The sequence below is a fragment of the Deferrisoma palaeochoriense genome (assembly GCF_054656955.1).
The window spans coordinates 1-19,882 of sequence record NZ_BAAHXI010000018.1 but is presented as its reverse complement, the minus strand read 5'-3'; the positions used below and the strand labels follow the sequence as shown (position 1 = coordinate 19,882).

Here is a 19,882-nt window from a genome sequence, read left to right as displayed (position 1 = left end):
TTCCCCCTTCCGGGAGCTCGCCTCGGATCGGGGTCCTGTTACGGCCCCTCGCCCTCGGAGGCGGCTTCGATCCGGGCGCGGAGGTTTTGGGCCCGTTCGGCCTCGCCCTTCGCCTCCAGGAGGGCGGCCGCCCGGCCCAGGGCCTCCCGGACCAGGGGGTCCTCGTCGGGATACAGGTACCCGATTCGGAGGAACGTTTCCAGGGCGTCGTCGGGCCGGCCGGCCGCCTCCAGGGCGCGCCCGGCCCAGAGGAGGGCCCGCAGGCCGTCGGGGCTCTTGCCGAGATCCGCGGCGCGTTGGAGCACGGCGGCCGCCTCGTCGGGCCGCCCGGACAGGAGGAGCACCCTCCCCCGGTCGGCCTCCACGGCCTGGCAGAGGTCGGGCCGGTCGGCGGGGCAGGCCTCGGCCGCGGCACCCAGGTCCGCGAGCGCCTGGTCCCACTCCAGGAGCGCCGCCCGGGCCCGGGCGGCGGCCCGGAGGGCCTCGACGCGCTCCGGCCCCTCGGAGCGTTGGGCCACCCGTTCCCACAACGCGGCCGCCCGGGCGTCCCGGCCTTCCATCTCGGCAAGCCGCGCCAGGTCCCGGAGGGCCGCGAGCCCGACGAGATCGTCCCGCAAGGCCAGGTCCTCGAGGATCCGGGCCGCCCCCTCCCGGTCTCCCCCGGCGAGCCGCTGACGGGCCGCCTCGAGCCGGGCCTCGGCGGCCCGGGCCGTCTCGCCGGCCGCCCGGGCCGCCCGCTCGTAGGCCCGGGCCGCCTCGGCGGGCCGGCCCTCCGTTTCCCACAGGCGGGCCAGGGCCAGGGCCAGGTCCACGCCCCGGGGATCGGCCGGGTAGTCCCGGAGGAACGCCTCCACCGCCGACGAGAGCTCCTCGGCGCGCCCGAGCCGCACCAGGCACAGGGCCTCCCCGAACCGGGCCTCGGGCCCGTCCGGCAGGGCCCGGTAGGCCGCCCGGGCCTCCTCGAACCGCTCCAGGTTGTAGAGGCAGTCGGCCACCTTGAGCCGGGCCTCGGCGCCCACGGGGTCGGGCTCGGCCTGGAGCTGGCGGAACGCCTCCAGGGCCTTTGCGAACCGGCCGGCCCGGTACCACACCCATGCCAGGGTCCGCCGGGCCTCCACCGCGAACGGCCCCCGGGAATCCTCGGCCACGAGCGCCGACAGGATCTGCTCGGCCCTTCGGTCGTCGCCCGAGCGGGCGAGCATCCAGCCCCGGAAAAACCGGGCCGCCGACCGGTAGTAGGGATCGGCCGCGGTGGCCTCGAGCCGGTCCAGGGCCGAGAGGGCGGCCGGCAGGTCGCGGCGGTTGTACAGGGCCCGGGCCCGGGCCAGGAGCGCTTCGTCCCGGTTCGGGTCCTCGGGGAACCGGGCCAGGAACGCCGCGAACCGGCGTGCGGCCTCGTCCCAGCGGCGCTGGTCGAAGGCGATCCAGGCCTCGCCGTACCGGGCCAGGGGCTCGGCGGCGCTCCCCTCCGGCACGGCCGCGAACGCCTCGGCCGCGCCCTCGAGGTCGCCGAGGCGGTAGAGGGCCTCCCCCAGCCAGGCCCGCAGCCAGTCCCGCCGCTCGTAGGTGGGGTGGGCGGCGAGGGCCCTCCGGAGCACGGTCGCCGCCTCGTCGGCCCGGCCGGCGAGGAGAAGGCAAAGCCCCTCCCGGTGCCGGGCGGGGGCGGCCAGGGCGGACGCGTCCGGCACCCGCCGGAACTCCACCGCGGCGTCCCCGAACCGGCCGAGGGCGTACAGGGCCTCCCCGGCCAGGTACCGGGCCACGGGCACGTCCCGATCGGCCACGGGGCGGAGGACCGCGAGGGCCTCCTCGGCCCGGGCCGCCTCGAGGAGCGCCCGGCCCAGGGCCACCCGGGCGCGGTGATTCCACTCCCCTTCGGGCACCTCGGCCAGGGCCCTGGCCGCCGCTTCCAGGTCCCCCCGCTGGATCGAGGCCCTCACCAGCCCGTACCGGGCGGCGGCCTTGAGGTCCGGGTCCCCTGCCGCTTGGGCCACGGCCCGAAGCTGTTCGGCGGCTTCGGGGGCCTTGCCGCGGTCGAGGAGGATCCAGGCCAGAAGGAGGCGGGCGGTGTCCCTGCCCGGGTGATCCGGGTAGCGCAGAAGGAACCCGTAGAGCGCGTCTTCGGCCCCCTGGGAATCCCCGGCCCGGAACCGGGCGACACCCAGGCCGAGGGAGGCGTGGGGCGCCACCCCGGCGCTCTCGGGCTCGAGGGCCCGGGCGAAGGCCTCGGCCGCCTCCGCAAACCGCGAGGCCTCGAGCCGCGCCTGGCCGATGCGGTACCACGCCACGGCCCGAAACGCCGGGGCATCGGCCTCGGCGATCTCCTGCCACAGAGAGAGGGCCTCGTCGGCCCGGCCGAGCCGATCGAGGCACCAGGCCTGCCGGACCCGGGCCTGCCAGAGCCGCTCACCCCGGACCAGGGCGTAAAACCCCGCGGCTTCATCCAGTTTTCCCTGGGATCGGCGGATCTCCCCCAGCCAGAAGGCCGCGTCGTCCCCTTCCGGGGTGTCGGGAAACCGATGCCGGAGTTCCAGGAAAAACCGTTCGGCCTCGGCGCGGTTTCCCCGGCTCAGGCGGTCGAGGGCGGTTTTATGGGTGCCCTCGGCCCCTTTGGCGGCCCGGGCGAGCGCCGAAGTCAGGGCCCCCCGGTAGGCGCAGCCGGGCGACCGGATCTCGGGGGACGGTGGCGCCACCGGGGTCGGAAGCTCGGGGGTTGGGACCGGCGGGAGGCTGACCGGAACCGGGATCGTGCCCGGTTCCAAAGGCAAAACGCCACGGCGCGACGCCTCGAGCCGAAGGGGGTCGCGGGCCCGAACCACCACCTCGGGCACGCTCAGTTCCCCGGGGCCTGTCTCCAGGCCGAGGCTGAGGGAGGCGAGCCAAAGCGCAGCGGCCGCGCCGGCTAGGGTTCGGATCCAGGCGGTGGCGGGCCGCAAGGGGGATCTACTCGGCCGGGCCCCGGACCCGGGTGAGGTACTCGACGATGATGTCGGCGTCCTCCGGGGAGATCATGCCCGAGGCGTACCGGGCCATCCGGGACACGGTCTTTTCCCAGCCGGCCCGGTCCTTGTTCTTCTTCAGGGGGCGGTCCAGGGAGTGGCAGGCCGAACATTTCTGCTCGAAGAGAGCCTTGGCCGCTTCGAGGTCGAACTCCTGGGCGACGGCGGGGCCGGCGACGAGGGCCGAGACGAGGGCGAGGCAGGTGAGCCAGCGGCGCATGGGGGTCCTCCTGTGCGGGAAAGGGGCAAAACGCACCCGAAGGCTCTCAGTATACCACCGGGCACCGGGGGCTCAAACCGCGCCGCGGACCTCCTCCTGCACCCGGGCCAGGAACTCGGCGACGTGGTGGGTGTAGAGGTCGTACTCCACCAGGAACGCATCGTGGCCGTAGTCGCTCTCGACCCGGATGTGCTCGACCCGCTTGCCCTGCCGCCGGAGGATTTCCTCCATGATGTCGGTATCGAGCGGGGGGTAGAGCCAGTCGCCGGTGAACGTGATGAACCGCACGGCGCAGCGCACCTGGGCCAGGGCGCCCTCCATGCCGTTGGGGAACCCGTCGCCCAGGTCGAAGAGATCGAGGGCCTTGGTGAGGTACAGGTAGCTGTTGGCGTCGAAGCGTTCGGCGAACTTGTACCCGTTGTAGTGGAGGTAGCGCTCCACGTCGTACTGGGCCGAAAAGGCGTAGATGCCCTCGCGGCCCGAGATGCGCCGCCCGAACTTCTGGCGCATGGACGCGTCGCTCAGAAACGTGATGTGGCCGATCATCCGGGCCACAGCAAGCCCGTCGCGGGGGGGTTCGTGGCCGTAGTAGTCGCCGCCCCGCCAGTTGGGGTCGCTCATGATGGCCCGCCGGCCGATCTTGTTGAACCCGATGCTCAGGGGGGAGGAGGCCCCGGTCGTGGAGATCGGCACGATGGACCGGACCCGGTGGGGATAGCGCACGGCCCACTCCAGGGCCTGCATGCCGCCCATGGAACCGCCGATCACGCAGAGGACCTCCGGGATGCCCAGGTGATCCAGGAGGAGCGCCTGGACCCGCACCATGTCCCGCACCGTGACCACCGGAAACGCCATGCCGAACGGCCTTCCGGTGCGGGGATTGATGCTGGCGGGGCCGGTGGTGCCCCGGCAGCTCCCCAACACGTTGGAGCACAGGACGAAATACCGGTCGGTGTCGATGGGCCTCCCCGGGCCGATCATGGGGTCCCACCACCCGGGCTTGGGATCGTGGGGGGTGTGGTAGCCGGCGGCGTGGGCGTCCCCGGACAGGGCGTGGCACACCAGAACCACGTTGTCCTTCCGGGGCGAGAGCGTCCCGTAGGTCTCGTAGACCACCTCGATGGGACCGAGGATCCGGCCGCTCTGCAGGTAGAGCTCGTCGGGGGGGGAGCACAGGACGGCCTTCTGGGGCGACACGAGGCCCACCCCGGCCGTAGGGGACGGCTTGGTCAACCGGGTTCCTCCTCTCCTCACCGTGGGGGCGGAACGCGGCCGGAGGGGAGGGGCGCACCGGGCCGCGAGTCCGAAACACTCTTATCTGTCCAGGATGGAGCACCGGACCCCGTGCGGGGTTGGTTGCTGTGGCTTCCCAGGGCCTGGTCCCTCCGCCACTCTCGATAAGAAGTCGCCGGCCTCGCGGCGCGGGGTCCGGGGATTGCCGGACCCCAAAAATAGAAGAACAGGGGTAGAGCGATTGCTCGCTGCTAACTCCCTGCTCTTCCGGGGGGGCTCTATGTCACCGGCGGCGCCGGTTGCTGTCGTGGTTACGGGTGCCTTTATACGGATCCCGGAGGCGGGTGTCAACCCTCCGGAGAAATTTTTTTTGTGGCCCCGGCGGAGCCCGCGCAGCGGGGGCACAGGCCGTAGAGCTCGAGGCGGTGGTAGCGCACGGTGAACCCGCGCTCCTCGGCCACCTGGCGCTGGAGCCGCTCTATGGTGGGGTGCTCGAACTCCTCGATGTGGCCGCACTGGAGGCACACCAGGTGGTCGTGGTGGTCGACCCCGATGGCCGGCTCGTAGCGCACGCGGCCCTCGTGGAACCGCCGCTCCTTGGCGATGCCCGCCTTGGCGAAGAGCGCGAGCGCCCGGTACACGGTGGAGTGGCTGATCGAGGCGTTCTGGCGCCGCAGGCGGTCGTAGAGTTCGTCCACGCTCACGTGGGCGTCCTCGGCCAGGAACGCCTCGAGGATGGACTGCCGCTGGCGGGTGGGCCGCAGGCCCTCTTCGCGCAGGTAGGCCCGAAGTTTCTGCTGGGCGGCCTCGAGGCGTTCCTGGAGGGTGGCGCTACCCATGGCGGTCCCCCAAAAGGGCGGCGAGGCGGCCTCCCAGGGAGGCGGCCTCGGCAAGGGCTTCGGGGTGGTCGAGGATTTCTCGTTTCCCGTCCACCCCGGGCACCGTGAGGTGGGCCCAGGGTTCGGCCTCGATGGCGTCGCAGGCGTAGCGGAAGGTGAGGAGCGCCCCCTCGAAGAGGCGCTTGCCGCGGGTCGCCCCCACCGAGAAGAACACGGCCGGCTTGGGCCCGCCGGCCACCCGGTTCACGGGCCGCTTCTGGAGGTACCGGAGGCTCCAGAGGGCCTGGCACCGGTCGATGAAGGCCTTTGCAAGCGCGCTCACCCCGTAGAACATGATCGGGGAAGCCAGGGCGATCGCCCCGGCGTCGCGGATCCGGTCGTAGAGGGGCGTCATGTCGTCCTGGAGGGCGCAGCCGCCGGTGCGGCAGGCATAGATCTCCCGGCAGGGGTGAATCGTAAGGTCCCGCAGGACCACCCGTTCCACCGGCCACCCGCCGGCCGTCACCGCCTGGGCGAACCGATCCAGCAGGAGATCGGTGTTCCCGCCGGCCCGGGGGCTCCCGTACACGCACAACACGGGCGGTCTCTCGATTGACACCCCGTTCCCCCGACGACTAGAATCCATGTGCGAATTTTCTCGATCTTCCGACCCGAAGGAGAGGCCCATGAGCACCCCCGAATCCGCCGTGCTTGCCCTGGCCGACGCGGTGAAGTTCGAGTCGGACGGCCGCGATTTCTACCTCCAGGCCGCCGAGCGCGTCGGGAACCCGTTGGCCAAGGCCGTGTTCCAGGCCCTGGCCGAGGACGAACTCGACCATATCCGCAGAGTACGGGAGATTTACGAGGAACTCAAGTCGAAGCCGGGGTGGCCCGACACCGCGGCCATGGTGGCGCGGGCCTCCGGGGTGGAGGACGCCTTCGCGCGGGCGGCCCGGGAGCTGGACCGGCAGGTTGCGCCGGACGCCGACGCGGTGGAAGCCCTGGAGAAGGCAGCCGAGATGGAGCGCAAGGGGCTCGACTTCTACCGGAACCGCCTGGCCCAGGCCTCGTGCGACGCCGAGGCCGAGTTTTACCGGCGCCTGGTGGCCGAGGAGGAGGTGCATCTTCGCACCATCGAGCGGGCCCTCGGCGACCTGCGGCCCTAGCCGGGAACCGTGGCGAATCAGGGCAACTCGACGCGGCTCACGGGCCCGGGTCCCTCGGTGGATCCGGGCCTCGTTCGTCTGGAGGACGGGCTTTGGGTCACCTCGGGACGGGCCGCGGTGGTGGAGGGGCCCGACCACCTGGCGCTCGTGGATCCCGGGGATGAACCCTGGGAGGCGATCGAGCGCGACCTCCGCCGGGTGGAGGCGGAGACCGGGAAGCCCCTCCGGTGGGCCCTGATCACCCACGCCCACCCCGACCACGTGGCGAATCTCCCCCTCCTCTTGCAGGATCGGTCGGGGGTGCGGGTCGTGGCCCACGAGACGAGCCCGCTCTCGGCCGACGTCCGGGTGGCCGGGGAGCGGAGGCTCCCCGGGGTGGGCCCCGGCGTCCTGGCCATCCCCACGCCGGGCCATTCCGACCGGGGGGATGATCTTTCGTTTTTCGTGCCGCCCCACACCCTGTTCTCGGGGGATCTGGTCCAGCCCAAGGGCGAGACCTGGGAGAAGGCGTTCTACCCGAGCCCGTACCCCTACTTTCGGGACGGGGACGCGTACCTGCGGAGCCTGGGGCGGCTGGAGCGCCTCCCGGTGGAACTCCTCGTCACCGGACACCGGGAGATCCGCCGGGGGGCGGCCGCCCGGGCATGGATGCGCCTGACCCGGCGGGCCATCGAGCGCCTGCGGGAGGAGGCCCTGGCCTGGACGGGCGACGAAGACCCCCTCGTGGCGGGCCAGCACGTGTTCCGGCGCCTGTGTCGCGAGCGGGGCATCCCCGAGGAGGCGGTCGAGGCGCGGCTAAGCCGGACCAACGGGCCGAGCGCCTTCGAGCGGTTCGATCTGCCCGGGTTCCTGTGGGCCTGGGAAATCAGGAACCGGATTTCAGAAGACAGTCGTCGGTGAGGCGCTTCGCCCCCGGACGACCTTCTCGCTTTCGGCCCCAGGGTGGATCGCCACCGCCTGGACCGAGGGACCGGAGACCGTGCCAGGGGCCAGAAGACAGACGACAGAGGACAGGGGTGCTCTGGCCTCTGACCTCTGAATTCTGATCCTTGGTACGGCAGCCGCTCCCACGGGTCGGCCGACGCGATGACGCCGGAATCCGGAAAGTTCTCAGCCGCCTAGCTGCCGAGCAGCCCAGCCGCCTAGCCGAAGTTACGTGGAAGCTCCGTAGGCCGCGGGCCGCGGCCTGTTTGCAAAAACAATGACTTCCGCCTCGGCCATACGGTGCGCCGGGGCCGTCTGGACCGGGGGACCGGAGACCGCCGACCGGCGACCGTGGACCGAAGTTCCTCCGAACGCCGTCTCCCTTTGACCGAGAAACGGCCCCGCCGTATCCTGGCCCCGCCATGAGATTTCCTCGCCTGTTGTCCTGGTTGTCAGCGCTCGTGTTTGCAGCGGCCCTTCAGGGGTGCACCGGGCCGGAGGCCCCGGTGGGGCCCCGGGAGAAGACCGACGGCGAGAGCGTGGCGGTGGAGGTGAACGCCCTGGCGCCGGCCTTCGCCGGGAAGACCTTGGGGGGCGGCGAGGTGCGGCTCGCCGACTACGTGGGCAACCACGTGGTGCTCCTGGAGTTCTGGAGCGTGTTTTGCAAATCGTGCCTGGAGGAGATGCCCCACATCGAGGAGCTCCAGCGCCGGTACGGGAGGGACGGGCTCCAGGTCATCAGCGTGAACACCGATGTGTTCTCGGCGGCCCGGATCCAGAAGACCCTGGACCGGGCCGGCCTCCATCCGCCCTACCCGGTGCTCCTGGATGTCCGGCAGGAGGTGGTGAAGGCGTACAACGTGGAGGTGCTGCCGGTCACGGTGATCATCGACCGGTCCGGTTGGATCCGGCTGTACCAGGAGGGGTACCGGCCCGGGGATGAGTCCCGGTTCGAGAGCGTGGTACGGCGGTATCTGGGGAAGGGGGAGGCCGGGGACGTGACGCTCGCGCCCCGGGGCGGGGTGACGGCGTTCGCGCCGGCGGGGGGGGAGCTGGTGGCCGTGGGGAGTCGGGTGCCGGAGCTTCGGGGCAACGCCCTCGGGGGGCAGGAGGTGCGGGTGGGCCGGGGCGACCCCCAGCTCCTCTTCTTTTGGAGCCTGTACTGCCGGCCGTGCCGGGCCGAGTTCGGCCCGGCGGCGGCCCTGGCCCGGCGGTACCGGGACCGGGGTCTTCGGGTTTGGGCGGTGAACGTGGACAACCCCGCCTTGGAGCCCCGGATTCGCCGCTTCCTCGAGGGCAGGGAGGGGCCTCCCTGCCTGGTGGACTGGGGGGGGCGGGGCATCGCCCGGGCCCTCGGGGTGCGGGCGACCCCGAGCGTGGTGGTCCTGGACGCCGAAGGGCGGGTGGTGCACGCGGCCGAGGGCCGGGTGGTGTGGGAACATCTCGAGGCGGCCGTGGAGGGCGTGCTGGCGTCGGGGAAGCGTTGACACGGGGCGCGGACGTGGTATTTATGGAGCGTTTCGGTTGGAAAATGCCGCCGCCCCTCGGGGCGGGGCGGACGAGGAGACGAGAAGGGCCATGTGGGACTACACGGACAAGGTCAAGGACCATTTTCTGAACCCCCGAAACGTGGGGAAGATGGAGAACCCCGACGCCGTCGGGGAGGTGGGGAGTCTGGCCTGCGGCGACGCGCTGCGGCTCTACCTCAAGATCGAAAACGACCGCATCGTGGATGCCAAGTTCCAGACGTTCGGTTGCGGAAGCGCCATCGCGTCGGCCTCGGCCCTGACCGAGATGATCAAGGGCAAAACCCTGGACGAGGCGCTCAAGATCACGAACAAGGACATCGCCGACTACCTGGGCGGCCTGCCCAAGGAGAAGATGCACTGCTCGGTCATGGGGCGAGAGGCCCTGGAAGCCGCGATCAACAACTACCGGGGCATCGAGACGCCCAAGGCCGAGCTCGAGGGAGAGGTGGTGTGCGAGTGCTTCGGGGTCACCGACAAGCAGATCCGCCGGGCGATCCTGGAGAACGACCTTAAGACCGTCGAGGATGTGACCCATTACACCAAGGCCGGCGGGGGGTGCGAGCGGTGCCTGCCGGACATCGAGCGGATCCTCCGGGAGGTCCGGGGGGAGATCCAGCGGGCCAAGGAGGCCGAGCAACGGCCCAAGCGGCTCACCAACCTCCAGCGCATCCAGCTCATTCAGAAGGTGATCGACGAGGAGATCCGGCCGGGGCTCCAGGCCGACGGGGGCGATGTGGAACTGGTGGATGTGGACGGGACCACGGTGTACGTGCGGTTCCGGGGGATGTGCGTGAACTGTCCGTCGAGCCAGGTGACCCTGCACGACGGCATCGAGGCGCGGCTTCGGGAGATGGTGGACCCCGAGATCCGGGTGGTGGAGGCCTAGGCGATGCGGACGATCTATTTCGACAACAACGCGACGACCCGGGTGGACCCGGCGGTGTTCGAGGAAATGGCCCCCTATTTCTGCGAACTCTACGGGAACCCCTCGAGCATGCACACCTTCGGGGGCCAGGTGGGTAAGAAGATCGCGGAGGCCCGGGAGCGGGTGGCCGCTCTGCTCGGCGCCGACCCCTCCGAGATCGTGTTCACGAGTTGCGGCACCGAGGGCGACAACACCGCGATCCGCTCGGCGCTGGAAGCCCTGCCGGAGAAACGCCACGTGGTCACGACCCGGGTCGAGCACCCGGCCGTGTTGAACCTGGTGAACCACCTCGTCAAGAAGGGCTACCACGTGACGCTTCTGGGGGTGGACGAGCAGGGCATGATCGACCTCGCCGAGCTGGAGGACAGCCTCCGGGACGACACGGCCATCGTGTCGATCATGTGGGCGAACAACGAAACCGGCACCGTCTTCCCGATCGAACGGGCCGCCGAGATCGTGAAGAGCCGGGGGATTTTGTTCCACACCGACGCGGTCCAGGCCGTGGGGAAGATTCCCATCGATCTAGGGAAGTTGCCGGTGGACTTCCTGGTGCTTTCGGGCCACAAGCTCCACGCCCCCAAGGGGGTGGGGGCCCTCTATGTGCGGAAGGGGACCCCCTACCGGCCGTTCCTGATCGGGGGGCATCAGGAGCGGGGCCGGAGGGGCGGCACCGAGAACGTGCCGGGAATCATCGGGCTCGGGAAGGCCTGCGAGCTGGCCCGGGAGCACATGGACGAGGAGAACACCCGGGTCCGGGCGTTGCGGGACCGGCTGGAGAGGGGGCTCCTGGCCGCGATCCCGGACACCCGGCTCAACGGGCACCCCACCGAGCGGCTTCCCAACACCGTGAACCTCTCGTTCAAGTTCGTGGAGGGGGAGGCGATCCTGCTCCTCCTGGACCAAATCGGGGTGTGCGCGAGCTCCGGCTCGGCCTGCACCTCGGGGAGCCTCGAGCCCTCCCACGTGCTGCGGGCCATGGGGGTTCCGTTCACCTACGCCCACGGGTCGGTCCGGTTCAGCCTGAGCCGGTTCAACACCGAGGACGAGGTGGATTTCGTGGTGGCGGAGCTGCCCAAGATCATCGAGCGGCTCCGGTCGATCTCCCCGTTCACGGAGGACCACGAACCCCCGGCGTGCACCTGCTAGGCGGCCGGGTAGGGGAGCCGCGGGGTGCGAACCGGGGGAGCAGCGGGCCTGGGGGAGTTGGAGCGGCGTCTGGAGGCGCTGGAGCGGGAGTACGACCTGTTTCTGGCTGGGACCCGCCGGGCCGAGCCCGAGCGGGAGCGACGGGAGTTGGAGCGGGCGCTCCTCAAGGTGGTGGGGTCCCCGCTTCTTTCGACGGCCGAACGGTTTCGGGCGAAGACCCTGGCCCACCGGTTTCGGGCCCTGGAGTCCCGGGTGCGGACCCTCCTGGAGCGGAAGGAAGGGAAGGGCCGGCCCCGGGCCCCGGAGGGGGCTAACTCCGGGGGCGCAGAGATCCTGGTGGACGCGGCCCTGCTGGCGGATCCCGGGGCGCTCGACCGGTATGTGGGGCGGTTGCACGCCGAGTTGGGTCGGTTGGGGGGGGGCGGCGCCCCCGTGTCGCGGGAGGAGCTCCGGGAGAGGATCCGCAGGGCGGCGGCGGAGCACCTGGGACGGGAGGGGGTCAAGGGGATCCGGTTCCGGCTCGAGGTGGACGGGGGCCGGCCGAAGATCCGGGGGGATCTGGTGGTGGAGCGCAGGCCGGCCGGGGACGGCGGGGGCTCAGGCGCGTAGGTGCCGCAGGAGGGCCACCAGGGGGTCGTGGCGGACCCGGGTGCCCCGGTCGACGGCCAGGGCGATCTCGTCGGCGCGGAGGTCCGCGGGGAACACGGCCGCGGTGATGTCGGCGTCGAGGAGGAGCGCCCCTTCCAGCCGAGCCTCGGCCAGGTAGGCGTTGTAGAGGTTGGCCCGGGAGAGGTTCGCGCCCTCGAGATCGGCGGCTTCCAGGTTGGCGAACCGTAGGGAGGCCCCCTCCAGGTCGGCCGCGGCGAGGTGGGCGCGGGCCAGCTTGGCCCGGTCGAGGCGGACGCCCCGGAGATCGACGCCCTCCAGGCGGGCGGCGGTGAGGTCGGCGCCCGAGAGGTCGACGATCTGCTGGCGCCGCTGGGCGACCTGGTTGAAGGTGTCCACGTCGCCCCGCTGGAGCAGCGTGAGAAGTTCGTCCCGAAGTTCCACGCCAAAACCTCCCTGGGGGTGGTGGGAAAGGGAAAAAAGGGGCGCCCCGTCGGGGGCGCCCCTTTTCGGTGGGTCGGGTTGGGTTCAGCGCAGGTGGCGGCTGGCCACCTGGATCCGGTTCATGGCCCGCTCCAGCTTGGCCTCCACCTCGGCGTACTCCCGGGACTCCCGGCTGATCTGCTGGAGTTGGGCCTCGGCCTCGGCCTTCTCGCGCTCGGCCTCCCGCAGGTCGATCTCCGTGGGGAACTCGGCCTCCTCGGCGAGCACGGTGACCTTGTCATGCTTGACCTCGGCAAAGCCCCGGCGGAGGGCGAGGAAGTGTTCCTCTCCGCCGATCCGGTACATGAGTTCCCCGACGCCCAGGGCCGTCAGAAACGGGGTGTGGCCGGGGAGCACGCCGAACTCGCCCTCCATGCCGGGGGCCGTGACCTCGTCCACATCCTCGCTGACCAGCAGGCGCTCGGGCGTGACGACTTCCAGCCGGAACCGCTCGGTTGCCATGGGGTCCTCCCGGGGTTAGGCGGCTTCCGATTCGAGGATCCGCTTGCCCTTCTCCATGGCCTCCTCGATGGTGCCCACCATGTAGAAGGCCTGCTCCGGAAGGTCGTCGTGCTTTCCGTCGACGATCTCCTTGAAGCCCCGGATCGTGTCGGCCAGCTTGACGTACTTGCCGGGGGTGCCGGTGAAGGCCTCGGCCACGTGGAAGGGCTGCGAGAGGAACCGCTGGATCTTCCGGGCCCGGGCCACGATGAGCTTGTCCTCCTCGGAGAGCTCGTCCATGCCGAGGATCGCGATGATGTCCTGGAGATCCTTGTACCGCTGGAGGATCTGCTGGACCTGTCGGGCCACGGCGTAGTGCTCTTCGCCCACCACCCGGGGGTCCAGGATCCGGCTCGTGGAGTCGAGGGGGTCCACGGCCGGGTAGATGCCGAGCTCGGCGATCTGGCGCGAGAGCACCGTGGTCGCGTCGAGGTGGGCGAAGGTGGTGGCCGGGGCCGGGTCGGTCAGGTCGTCGGCCGGCACGTAGATGGCCTGCACGGAGGTGATGGAGCCCTTGGAGGTCGTGGTGATGCGCTCCTGGAGCTCGCCCATCTCGGTGGCGAGTGTCGGCTGGTAGCCCACGGCCGAGGGGATCCGGCCCAGGAGCGCCGATACCTCGGACCCGGCCTGGGTGAACCGGAAGATGTTGTCGATGAAGAGGAGCACGTCCTGCCCCTCGACGTCCCGGAAGTACTCGGCCACGGTTAGCGCCGTGAGGGCCACCCGGGCGCGGGCCCCCGGCGGCTCGTTCATCTGGCCGTAGATGAGGGCGGCCTTGTCGATAACGCCCGACTCCCTCATCTCGAGCCACAGGTCGTTGCCCTCGCGGGTGCGCTCGCCCACGCCGCCGAACACGGAGAACCCGCCGTGCTGTTTGGCGACGTTGTTGATGAGCTCCATGATGAGCACGGTCTTGCCCACGCCGGCCCCGCCGAACAGACCGATCTTTCCACCCCGGAGGTAGGGGGCGAGAAGGTCCACGACCTTGATGCCGGTCTCGAGGACCTGCATCTCGGTGCTCATCTCGGTGAACGGGGGGGCCGGCTTGTGGATGGGGCTGCGCATCTTGGCCTCGACGGGCCCGCCCTCGTCCACGGGCTCACCCACGACGTTCAAGATGCGCCCCAGGACCTCGCGACCCACCGGCACCGAGATCATCTCGCCCGTGTTCAGCACGGGCTGGCCTCGGACCAGCCCCTCGGTGGAGTCCATGGCGATGCACCGGACGGTGTGCTCGCCGAGGTGCTGGGCCACCTCGACCACGAGGTTCCACTCCCGGTCGTCGATGGAGGGGTTGGTGATCTTGAGGGCGGTGTAGATCTCGGGCAGTTCCCCCTCGAAGGCCACGTCCACGACGGGCCCGATGACCTGGCTGATTTTTCCGTATTCGTTGCTCATGGGCTACAGGCCTCCTTCGGTGAGCCGCCGGCCTAACGCATGGCCTCGACGCCGTTGACGATGTCCATCAGTTCGGTGGTGATCGCCTCCTGCCGCGCCCGGTTGTACTGGAGGGTCAGGCGGTCGATCATCTCGCTGGCGTTGTTGGTGGCGGAGTCCATGGCCGTCATCCGGGCGCCGTGCTCGCTCGCGGTGCTCTCGAGGAGCGCCCGGAACAGCCGGACCTCCACGTAGCGCGGAAGCACCCAGTTGAGCATGTACTCCTCGCTGGGTTCGTAGATGTACTCGGTGGTCGAGGTCTCGGGATCCACCGGCATGGGCTCCACCGGGAGCAGGCGGTCGAACACCACCCGCTGGGAGAGGGCGGACCGGAACTCGTTGTACACCATATAGACAAGGTCGATCTCCCGGTTGGTGTACCGCTCGATCACCTCCCGGGCGATCCCCTGGGCGTCGGCGTAACCGGCTTTACCGAAAAGTTCGGTCTTCTGACCGATGATCTCGGCGTTCCTGCGGCGAAAGTAGTCCACGGCCTTCTTGCCCACGAGGTACAGGGGCACGGCCTCGTACTCGGGGCCCTTCTCCCGGAGAAACCGCTCGGTCGACCGGAGGATGCTGGCGTTGAACGAGCCGCACAGGCCCCGGTCGCTGGTGAACACGACGAGGCACACCTTGCGGGGGTCCCGCCGCTCCAGGAGCGGGTGGGCCTCCTCCTCGGTGCGCAGGGCCAGGCTCGACAGGACCTCCAGCATCTTGTCGGAGTAAGGGCGGTTTTGAAGGATGGCCTCCTCGGCCCGCCGGAACTTGGCGGCCGAGACCATCTTCATGGCCTTGGTGATCTGCTGGGTGCTCCGGACGCTGGCGATCCGGTTCCGGATGTCCTTCAGGTTGGCCATCGGCGCATGCTCCCCGGGATCACTCAGCCACGAAAACCTTGTCGAACTCGGCCAGGGCCTCGTCGATCTTTTTCTTGAGCTCGTCGTCCAGGGCCTTCTTGGTCCGGAGCTCCTCGAGCACGTCGGGCCGCTTGGTGTCGAAGAAGGAGTAGAGCTGCTCCTCGTAGCGCCGCAACTGGCCAACCTCGTACTTGTCGACCCAGCCGTTGGTGGCCGCGTAGATGATGAGCACCTGCTTTTCCACCGGGAGCGGCGAGTACTGGTCCTGCTTGAGGATTTCCACGAGACGGGCGCCCCGGGCGAGCTGGCGCTGGGTGGCCTTGTCGAGGTCGGAGCCGAACTGGGCGAAGGCCTCGAGCTCCCGGTACTGGGCGAGGTCGAGCCGCAGGGACCCGGCCACGCTCTTCATGGCCTTGATCTGGGCCGATCCGCCCACGCGAGACACCGAGAGGCCCACGTTGATGGCGGGCCGCACGCCCGAGTAGAAGAGGTCGCTCTCCAGGTAGATCTGGCCGTCGGTGATCGAGATCACGTTGGTGGGGATGTAGGCCGAGACGTCGCCGGCCTGGGTCTCGATGATGGGAAGCGCGGTGAGGCTCCCGCCGCCCTTCTCGTCGGAGAGCTTGGCGGCCCGCTCCAGGAGGCGGGAGTGCAGGTAGAACACGTCGCCGGGATAGGCCTCACGGCCCGGGGGCCGGCGCAGAAGGAGCGAGAGCTGCCGGTACGCGACGGCCTGCTTGGAGAGGTCGTCGTAGATGATGACCGCGTGCTTGCCGTTGTCGCGGAAGTACTCGCCCATGGCGCACCCGGCGAAGGGGGCGATGTACTGGAGGGGCGCGGGCTCCGACGCCGTGGCCGACACCACGATGGTGTAGTCCATGGCGTTGTGCTCCTTGAGCCGGGCCACCACCTGGGCCACCGTGGAGCGCTTCTGGCCGACGGCGACGTAGATGCAGATCACGTCCGTGTCGCGTTGGTTGATGATGGTGTCGATCGCCACCGCGGTCTTGCCGGTCTGGCGGTCGCCGATGATGAGCTCCCGCTGGCCGCGGCCGATGGGCACCATGGAGTCGATGGCCTTCAGCCCGGTCTGCAGCGGCTCCTTCACCGGCTGCCGGAGCACGATGCCGGGGGCCTTCACGTCGATGACGCGGGTCTCCGAGGTCTCGATCTCGCCCAGGCCGTCGATGGGGTTGCCCAGGGGGTCCACGACCCGGCCGAGAAGCCCCTCGCCGACGGGCACCGACACGATCCGGCCGGTGCGCTTGACGATGTCGCCCTCCTTGATGTGGATGTCCTCGCCGAAGATGGCGACGCCGACGTTGTCCTCCTCGAGGTTCAGGGCCATGCCCATGATGCCGCCGGGGAACTCCACGAGCTCACCGGCCATGCACTTCTCAAGGCCGTGGATGCGGGCGATGCCGTCTCCCACGGTCAGGACGACGCCGGTCTCGGCCACGTCGACGTCGGCCTGGAAGTTCTGGATCTTGGTCTTGATGATCTGGCTGATCTCTTCGGCGCGGATCTGCATGGCTCTATCACCCCTTTAGGAAGCTATCGCGCAGCCGCTGGAGCTGGGTGCGCAGGCTGGCATCGAACACGAGGTTGCCGACCCGGGCAACGACCCCGCCGAGAATCTCGGGGTCCTGGCGGGCGGAGAGCTGGACCTCTTTCTCCAGGCGCTTGGCAAGCGCCGTGCGGATCGCCTCGACCTCGTCGGGCTCGAGGGGCAGGGCGGTGAGCACCTCGCCCCGGACCCGGCCGGCGGCCTCGTCGGCCAGCGCCTCGTAGGCCTCCAGGATGTCGGAGAGCACGGGGAGCTTGCGGGCCTCCAGGAGCACCCGGAGAAAGTTGGCGACGAGGTCGGAAGGGCCGAGCCGCTCCAGGAGGGCAGCCAGCACCTCGGCCTTGACCCGCCGGGGCAGCACCGGGGTCAGCAGGGTGGCCCGGAGTTCGGGGTTCGTCGACAGGAGCTCGTAGATCTCCCGGAGCTCCCGGCCGACCTCCTCGGCGCGGCCGGCGTCGCGCGCCAGCTCGAACAGGGCCTTGGCGTAACGGCGGGCGATGCGTTTGCGGTTCAATGGAGTCCCTCGACGCGTCGAACGGTGAAGTCCACGGCCTTCTTCTGGTCCTCGGGGCCGTAGGCACCCCGGATGATCTCCTCGGCCATCGCCACGGCGAGCTGGGCCGCGTGGGCCCGCAGCTCGTCGCGGGCGCGCTTGACCTCGTTCTGGGCGGAGGCCTCGGCCTGGCGGCGGATGCCCTCGGCGGCCCGCTCGGCCTCGGCGAGGATTCGCTCCTGCTGGCGCTTCCCCTCGGCCTCGAAGTCGGCGCGGAGTTGGGCGATCTCCTGCTCCAGGTTGGCGACCCGGGCCTTGTAGTCCTTGAGCTTGGCCTCGGCCTCGGCCAGCGCCTTGCGGGCCTCCTCGAGAGCCCGGCGGATGTTCTCACGGCGGTCCCGGAGGGCCTGGGGTACGGTCTTCCGGAGGGCAAAGTAGAGGATGGCCACCAGGATGCCGAAGTTCACGAACTTCATGCCCAAGGCGACCCAGGGATTGGGACCCTCGTGGGCGCCCTCGGCGGCGTGCTCGGCGGCCGCGGCGAGGGTGGGTCCGGCGAGGAGGACGAGGGACAGGATGGAGCGGCCGAACCGGCGCATCAGGCGACCCTCCTTTCGAGAAGCCGTTCCGCGAGCTCCCGGGCCAGGGCCCGGGCCTCCGACTCGAGCGCCTTGCGGGCCTCGGCCGCCTCGGCCTGGACCTGGGCGCGGATCTTGGCGAGCTGGGCCTGGGCCTGGGCCTCGGCGTCGGCGAGGAGCTTCTGTCGCTGGGCCTCGGCCTGCTGGATCAGTTGGGTCCGGATGCGGTCGGCGTCGGCCTTGGCGGCCTGAAGCTTGGCCTGGTAGTCGCTCCAGATGGCCTCGGCCTCGGCCTCCAAGCTCTGGGCCTTCTGGCGGCGGCCCTCGGTTCGGGCCTGGCGCTCCTGGAGCACGCGAAGCATCGGCCGGAAGAGGAGCCGGTCCAAGAGGACCATGAGCAAAAGGAAGTTGACGAGCTGGATGACGAGGGTGGCGTTCAGGTTGATCACGGGAACACTCCTCCCAAAGCCCCGGGCGGAAAGCGGCCGCGATGATACACAAAGGCCGCCCGGGAATCAAACACCCGGAGGCGAAAAAGAAACGCCGCGGTCTGGCGAAACCCGCCCCCCGGTGGGGGCGGGTCTCTATACCACGAAGATGAGAAGGAGCGCCACCACCAAAGCGTAGATCCCGGTGGACTCGCTGACGGCCTGGCCCACCAGCATGGTGCGGGTGAGGAGGTTGGCGTGTTCCGGGGCGCGGGCGATGCCTTCGCAGGCCTTGCCGGCGGCGAAGCCTTCCCCGATGCCGGGCCCGATGGCCCCGAATCCCATGGCGATGCCGGCCCCGAGGAGGGCGGCGGCGCGTACAAGATCGGCTCCGGTGATGTCCATGGCGATCCTCCGATGGAAAAAGGGTTATACGACGTAGAGGAGCACGAGGGCCACGACCAGCCCGTACACCGCGGTGGACTGGCTCACGGCCTGGCCGACGAGCATGGTGCGCAGGAGCAGGCCGGCCCGCTCGGGCCGGCGGGCCACCCCGTGGCAGGCGGCCGCCCCGGCGAACCCGGCGCCGATGCCGGGCCCGGTGGCGGCCGCGCCCGCGGAGATCGCGGCGCCCAGGAGGGCCGCGGCGGCCGAGAGGCTGGGGGGGCCCGGCGGGACCCGAAAAAGGAGGAGGAACGAGACGAGCAGGGCGAAGATGCTGGGCGTTTGGGCAACGGCCTGGGCCACGAGCATGGTGGTGGTGATCCGGCCCGCATGGCGGGGGTTGCGGCCGATGGCCTCGCAGGCGGCCGCCGAGGGAAATCCGGACCCGTAGCCGGGGCCGAAGGCGCCCGCGCCCATGCACAGGCCTGCGGAGAAAAGGGAGACGGCGGTTAGGGCCCCGCCCTGCTGGGGGCCGAAGAGGAGAAGGAGCGCCACGACCAGGGCGAAGATGCTGGCAGACTCCGCCACCGCCTGGCCGACGAGCATGGTGCGAAGGATCTCCTGGGCCGCTCCGGGCTGACGGGCGATGGCCTCGGCAGCGCGGCCGGCGGTTGCCCCCTCCCCGAGGGCCGAACCGATGGCGCCGAGGCCCATGCACACGGCTGCTCCGGTGAAGGTGGCGAGGGTCAGGTCCACGGCCGGTTACTCCTGAATCGCCACGGAGATGTAGGTCAGGGTCAGCATGGCGAACACGAAGGCCTGGACGGTGCCGACGAACAGGCCGAAAAAGGCGTAGAGGAAGGGCGGGAGGATGAGGTGGTGAACGAGCCGCGAGACCACCGCGATGATGATGGCGCCGCCCATGATGTTGCCGTAGAGGCGGAACGAGATGGACACGACCTTCGCGGCTTCCCCGATGACGTTCAGGGGGAACATGAAGAAGAAAGGCTGAAAGTACTCCTTGACGTAGGCGCGCAACCCCTTGACCCGGAGCGCCGTGGCGTGGGCCACCACGAACCCCAGGAGGCCCAAGGCCAAGGTGGTGTTGAGATCGCGGGTGGGTTCCTGGAGGAGCGGCACCACCCCGATCCAGTTGGAGACGAGGATGAAGAGGAAGAGGGAAGCGATGAAGGCGAAATACCGGGGCCCGAGCTTTCCGAGACTTTCGTTCACGAGGTCGCGGAACGCCTCCACCACGGTCTCGACGGCGGCCTGGAAGGGGGAGGGCACGAGATAGGGTCGCCGGGCGGCGTAGACCGCGAGGGCGAGGAGAAGGGCCATGACGACCCAGGACATGGCCAGGGTGGCCGCATTGAGGACCACCGGCCGGCCCTGGATCCAGATCGTCCATTGGGGAACCGAGAGGATCTCGTCCATGGGATTTCCGCTGGGACGCTAGGAGGCTTGGACGCTGGGACGCAAAATCATCCGGAGTTCTCGCTCCTTCCGCTCGGCCCAACCTGTGGGGGGGCGTCCCCACGGGGGTCGGAATCCCGAGAACGGGTGTCGGGGTAGACCTTCGTCCTGT

22 protein-coding genes and 1 riboswitch are annotated in these 19,882 nt (G+C 70.2%); of the genes, 6 read left to right on the top strand and 16 right to left on the bottom strand.

All coding sequences use genetic code 11. From position 1 onward, the window contains the following. Positions 1-38: 38 nt before the first annotated feature. The 5 genes from ACYQ8L_RS06920 to ACYQ8L_RS06900 form a co-directional block, all read right to left on the bottom strand. Positions 39-2,936, bottom strand: a complete 2,898-nt coding sequence (locus ACYQ8L_RS06920) for a tetratricopeptide repeat protein (RefSeq protein ID WP_459941052.1) — start codon at positions 2,934-2,936, stop codon at positions 39-41. Positions 2,937-2,943: 7 nt separating this feature from the next. Further along, positions 2,944-3,219, bottom strand: a complete 276-nt coding sequence (locus ACYQ8L_RS06915) for a photosystem P840 reaction-center cytochrome c-551 (RefSeq protein WP_459941051.1) — start codon at positions 3,217-3,219, stop codon at positions 2,944-2,946. A 72-nt stretch (positions 3,220-3,291) separates the two neighbouring features. Next, positions 3,292-4,425, bottom strand: coding sequence for a homoserine O-acetyltransferase MetX (gene metX, locus ACYQ8L_RS06910; protein ID WP_459941084.1), 1,134 nt, complete (start codon positions 4,423-4,425; stop codon positions 3,292-3,294). A 105-nt stretch (positions 4,426-4,530) separates the two neighbouring features. After that, positions 4,531-4,623, bottom strand: a riboswitch (SAM riboswitch). Positions 4,624-4,799: 176 nt separating this feature from the next. Next, positions 4,800-5,291, bottom strand: coding sequence for a Fur family transcriptional regulator (locus ACYQ8L_RS06905; RefSeq protein WP_459941050.1), 492 nt, complete (start codon positions 5,289-5,291; stop codon positions 4,800-4,802). Continuing rightward, positions 5,284-5,889, bottom strand: a complete 606-nt coding sequence (locus ACYQ8L_RS06900) for a flavodoxin family protein (RefSeq protein ID WP_459941049.1) — start codon at positions 5,887-5,889, stop codon at positions 5,284-5,286. Before ACYQ8L_RS06900 ends, ACYQ8L_RS06905 begins: the two co-directional genes overlap by 8 nt. A 67-nt stretch (positions 5,890-5,956) precedes the next feature. Between ACYQ8L_RS06900 and ACYQ8L_RS06895 the strand changes: the two genes are divergently transcribed. The 6 genes from ACYQ8L_RS06895 (at position 5,957) to ACYQ8L_RS06870 (ending at position 11,569) form a co-directional block, all read left to right on the top strand. Beyond that, complete coding sequence (locus tag ACYQ8L_RS06895) at positions 5,957-6,436, top strand: ferritin family protein (RefSeq protein ID WP_459941048.1); 480 nt, start codon at positions 5,957-5,959, stop codon at positions 6,434-6,436. Positions 6,437-6,445: 9 nt separating this feature from the next. Beyond that, positions 6,446-7,336, top strand: a complete 891-nt coding sequence (locus ACYQ8L_RS06890) for an MBL fold metallo-hydrolase (RefSeq protein ID WP_459941047.1) — start codon at positions 6,446-6,448, stop codon at positions 7,334-7,336. Between the two features lie 530 nt (positions 7,337-7,866). Continuing rightward, complete coding sequence (locus tag ACYQ8L_RS06885; protein ID WP_459941046.1) at positions 7,867-8,847, top strand: redoxin domain-containing protein; 981 nt, start codon at positions 7,867-7,869, stop codon at positions 8,845-8,847. Positions 8,848-8,938: 91 nt separating this feature from the next. Beyond that, positions 8,939-9,775, top strand: coding sequence for a Fe-S cluster assembly protein NifU (gene nifU / locus ACYQ8L_RS06880; RefSeq protein ID WP_459941045.1), 837 nt, complete (start codon positions 8,939-8,941; stop codon positions 9,773-9,775). Between the two features lie 3 nt (positions 9,776-9,778). Further along, positions 9,779-10,960: a cysteine desulfurase NifS gene (nifS, locus tag ACYQ8L_RS06875; protein ID WP_459941044.1), complete on the top strand. Its 1,182-nt coding sequence runs from the start codon at positions 9,779-9,781 to the stop codon at positions 10,958-10,960. Between the two features lie 24 nt (positions 10,961-10,984). Beyond that, on the top strand, positions 10,985-11,569 hold the full coding sequence (locus ACYQ8L_RS06870) for a hypothetical protein (protein ID WP_459941043.1): 585 nt from the start codon (positions 10,985-10,987) through the stop codon (positions 11,567-11,569). On the opposite strand, the gene ACYQ8L_RS06865 is transcribed toward ACYQ8L_RS06870, so the two are convergent. From ACYQ8L_RS06865 to atpB, 11 genes are all read right to left on the bottom strand, one after another. Then, positions 11,558-12,010, bottom strand: a complete 453-nt coding sequence (locus ACYQ8L_RS06865; RefSeq protein WP_459941042.1) for a pentapeptide repeat-containing protein — start codon at positions 12,008-12,010, stop codon at positions 11,558-11,560. The two genes, ACYQ8L_RS06870 and ACYQ8L_RS06865, sit on opposite strands and share 12 nt — an antisense overlap. A gap of 84 nt (positions 12,011-12,094) precedes the next feature. Further along, positions 12,095-12,511 (bottom strand): F0F1 ATP synthase subunit epsilon, encoded by a 417-nt coding sequence (locus tag ACYQ8L_RS06860; protein WP_459941041.1) that lies wholly within the window; start codon positions 12,509-12,511, stop codon positions 12,095-12,097. A 15-nt stretch (positions 12,512-12,526) separates the two neighbouring features. Continuing rightward, the gene (gene atpD / locus ACYQ8L_RS06855) at positions 12,527-13,948 is read right to left on the bottom strand and encodes a F0F1 ATP synthase subunit beta (RefSeq protein ID WP_459941040.1); all 1,422 of its coding nucleotides are present in this window, start codon (positions 13,946-13,948) and stop codon (positions 12,527-12,529) included. A 32-nt stretch (positions 13,949-13,980) separates the two neighbouring features. Next, the gene (atpG, locus tag ACYQ8L_RS06850) at positions 13,981-14,844 is read right to left on the bottom strand and encodes an ATP synthase F1 subunit gamma (RefSeq protein ID WP_459941039.1); all 864 of its coding nucleotides are present in this window, start codon (positions 14,842-14,844) and stop codon (positions 13,981-13,983) included. Positions 14,845-14,863: 19 nt separating this feature from the next. Beyond that, on the bottom strand, positions 14,864-16,375 hold the full coding sequence (atpA, locus tag ACYQ8L_RS06845) for a F0F1 ATP synthase subunit alpha (RefSeq protein WP_459941038.1): 1,512 nt from the start codon (positions 16,373-16,375) through the stop codon (positions 14,864-14,866). Between the two features lie 7 nt (positions 16,376-16,382). Beyond that, the gene (locus ACYQ8L_RS06840; protein ID WP_459941037.1) at positions 16,383-16,925 is read right to left on the bottom strand and encodes a F0F1 ATP synthase subunit delta; all 543 of its coding nucleotides are present in this window, start codon (positions 16,923-16,925) and stop codon (positions 16,383-16,385) included. Next, on the bottom strand, positions 16,922-17,503 hold the full coding sequence (locus ACYQ8L_RS06835) for a F0F1 ATP synthase subunit B (RefSeq protein ID WP_459941036.1): 582 nt from the start codon (positions 17,501-17,503) through the stop codon (positions 16,922-16,924). The genes ACYQ8L_RS06840 and ACYQ8L_RS06835 overlap by 4 nt, the downstream gene beginning before the upstream one ends. Further along, positions 17,503-17,931, bottom strand: a complete 429-nt coding sequence (locus ACYQ8L_RS06830; RefSeq protein ID WP_459941035.1) for a F0F1 ATP synthase subunit B family protein — start codon at positions 17,929-17,931, stop codon at positions 17,503-17,505. Before ACYQ8L_RS06830 ends, ACYQ8L_RS06835 begins: the two co-directional genes overlap by 1 nt. Positions 17,932-18,066: 135 nt before the next feature. Next, positions 18,067-18,315: an ATP synthase F0 subunit C gene (gene atpE, locus ACYQ8L_RS06825; protein WP_025323645.1), complete on the bottom strand. Its 249-nt coding sequence runs from the start codon at positions 18,313-18,315 to the stop codon at positions 18,067-18,069. 24 nt (positions 18,316-18,339) lie between these two features. After that, positions 18,340-19,050 (bottom strand): ATP synthase F0 subunit C, encoded by a 711-nt coding sequence (gene atpE / locus ACYQ8L_RS06820; protein WP_459941034.1) that lies wholly within the window; start codon positions 19,048-19,050, stop codon positions 18,340-18,342. A 6-nt stretch (positions 19,051-19,056) separates the two neighbouring features. Further along, complete coding sequence (gene atpB, locus ACYQ8L_RS06815) at positions 19,057-19,731, bottom strand: F0F1 ATP synthase subunit A (RefSeq protein ID WP_459941033.1); 675 nt, start codon at positions 19,729-19,731, stop codon at positions 19,057-19,059. Positions 19,732-19,882 lie beyond the last annotated feature (151 nt).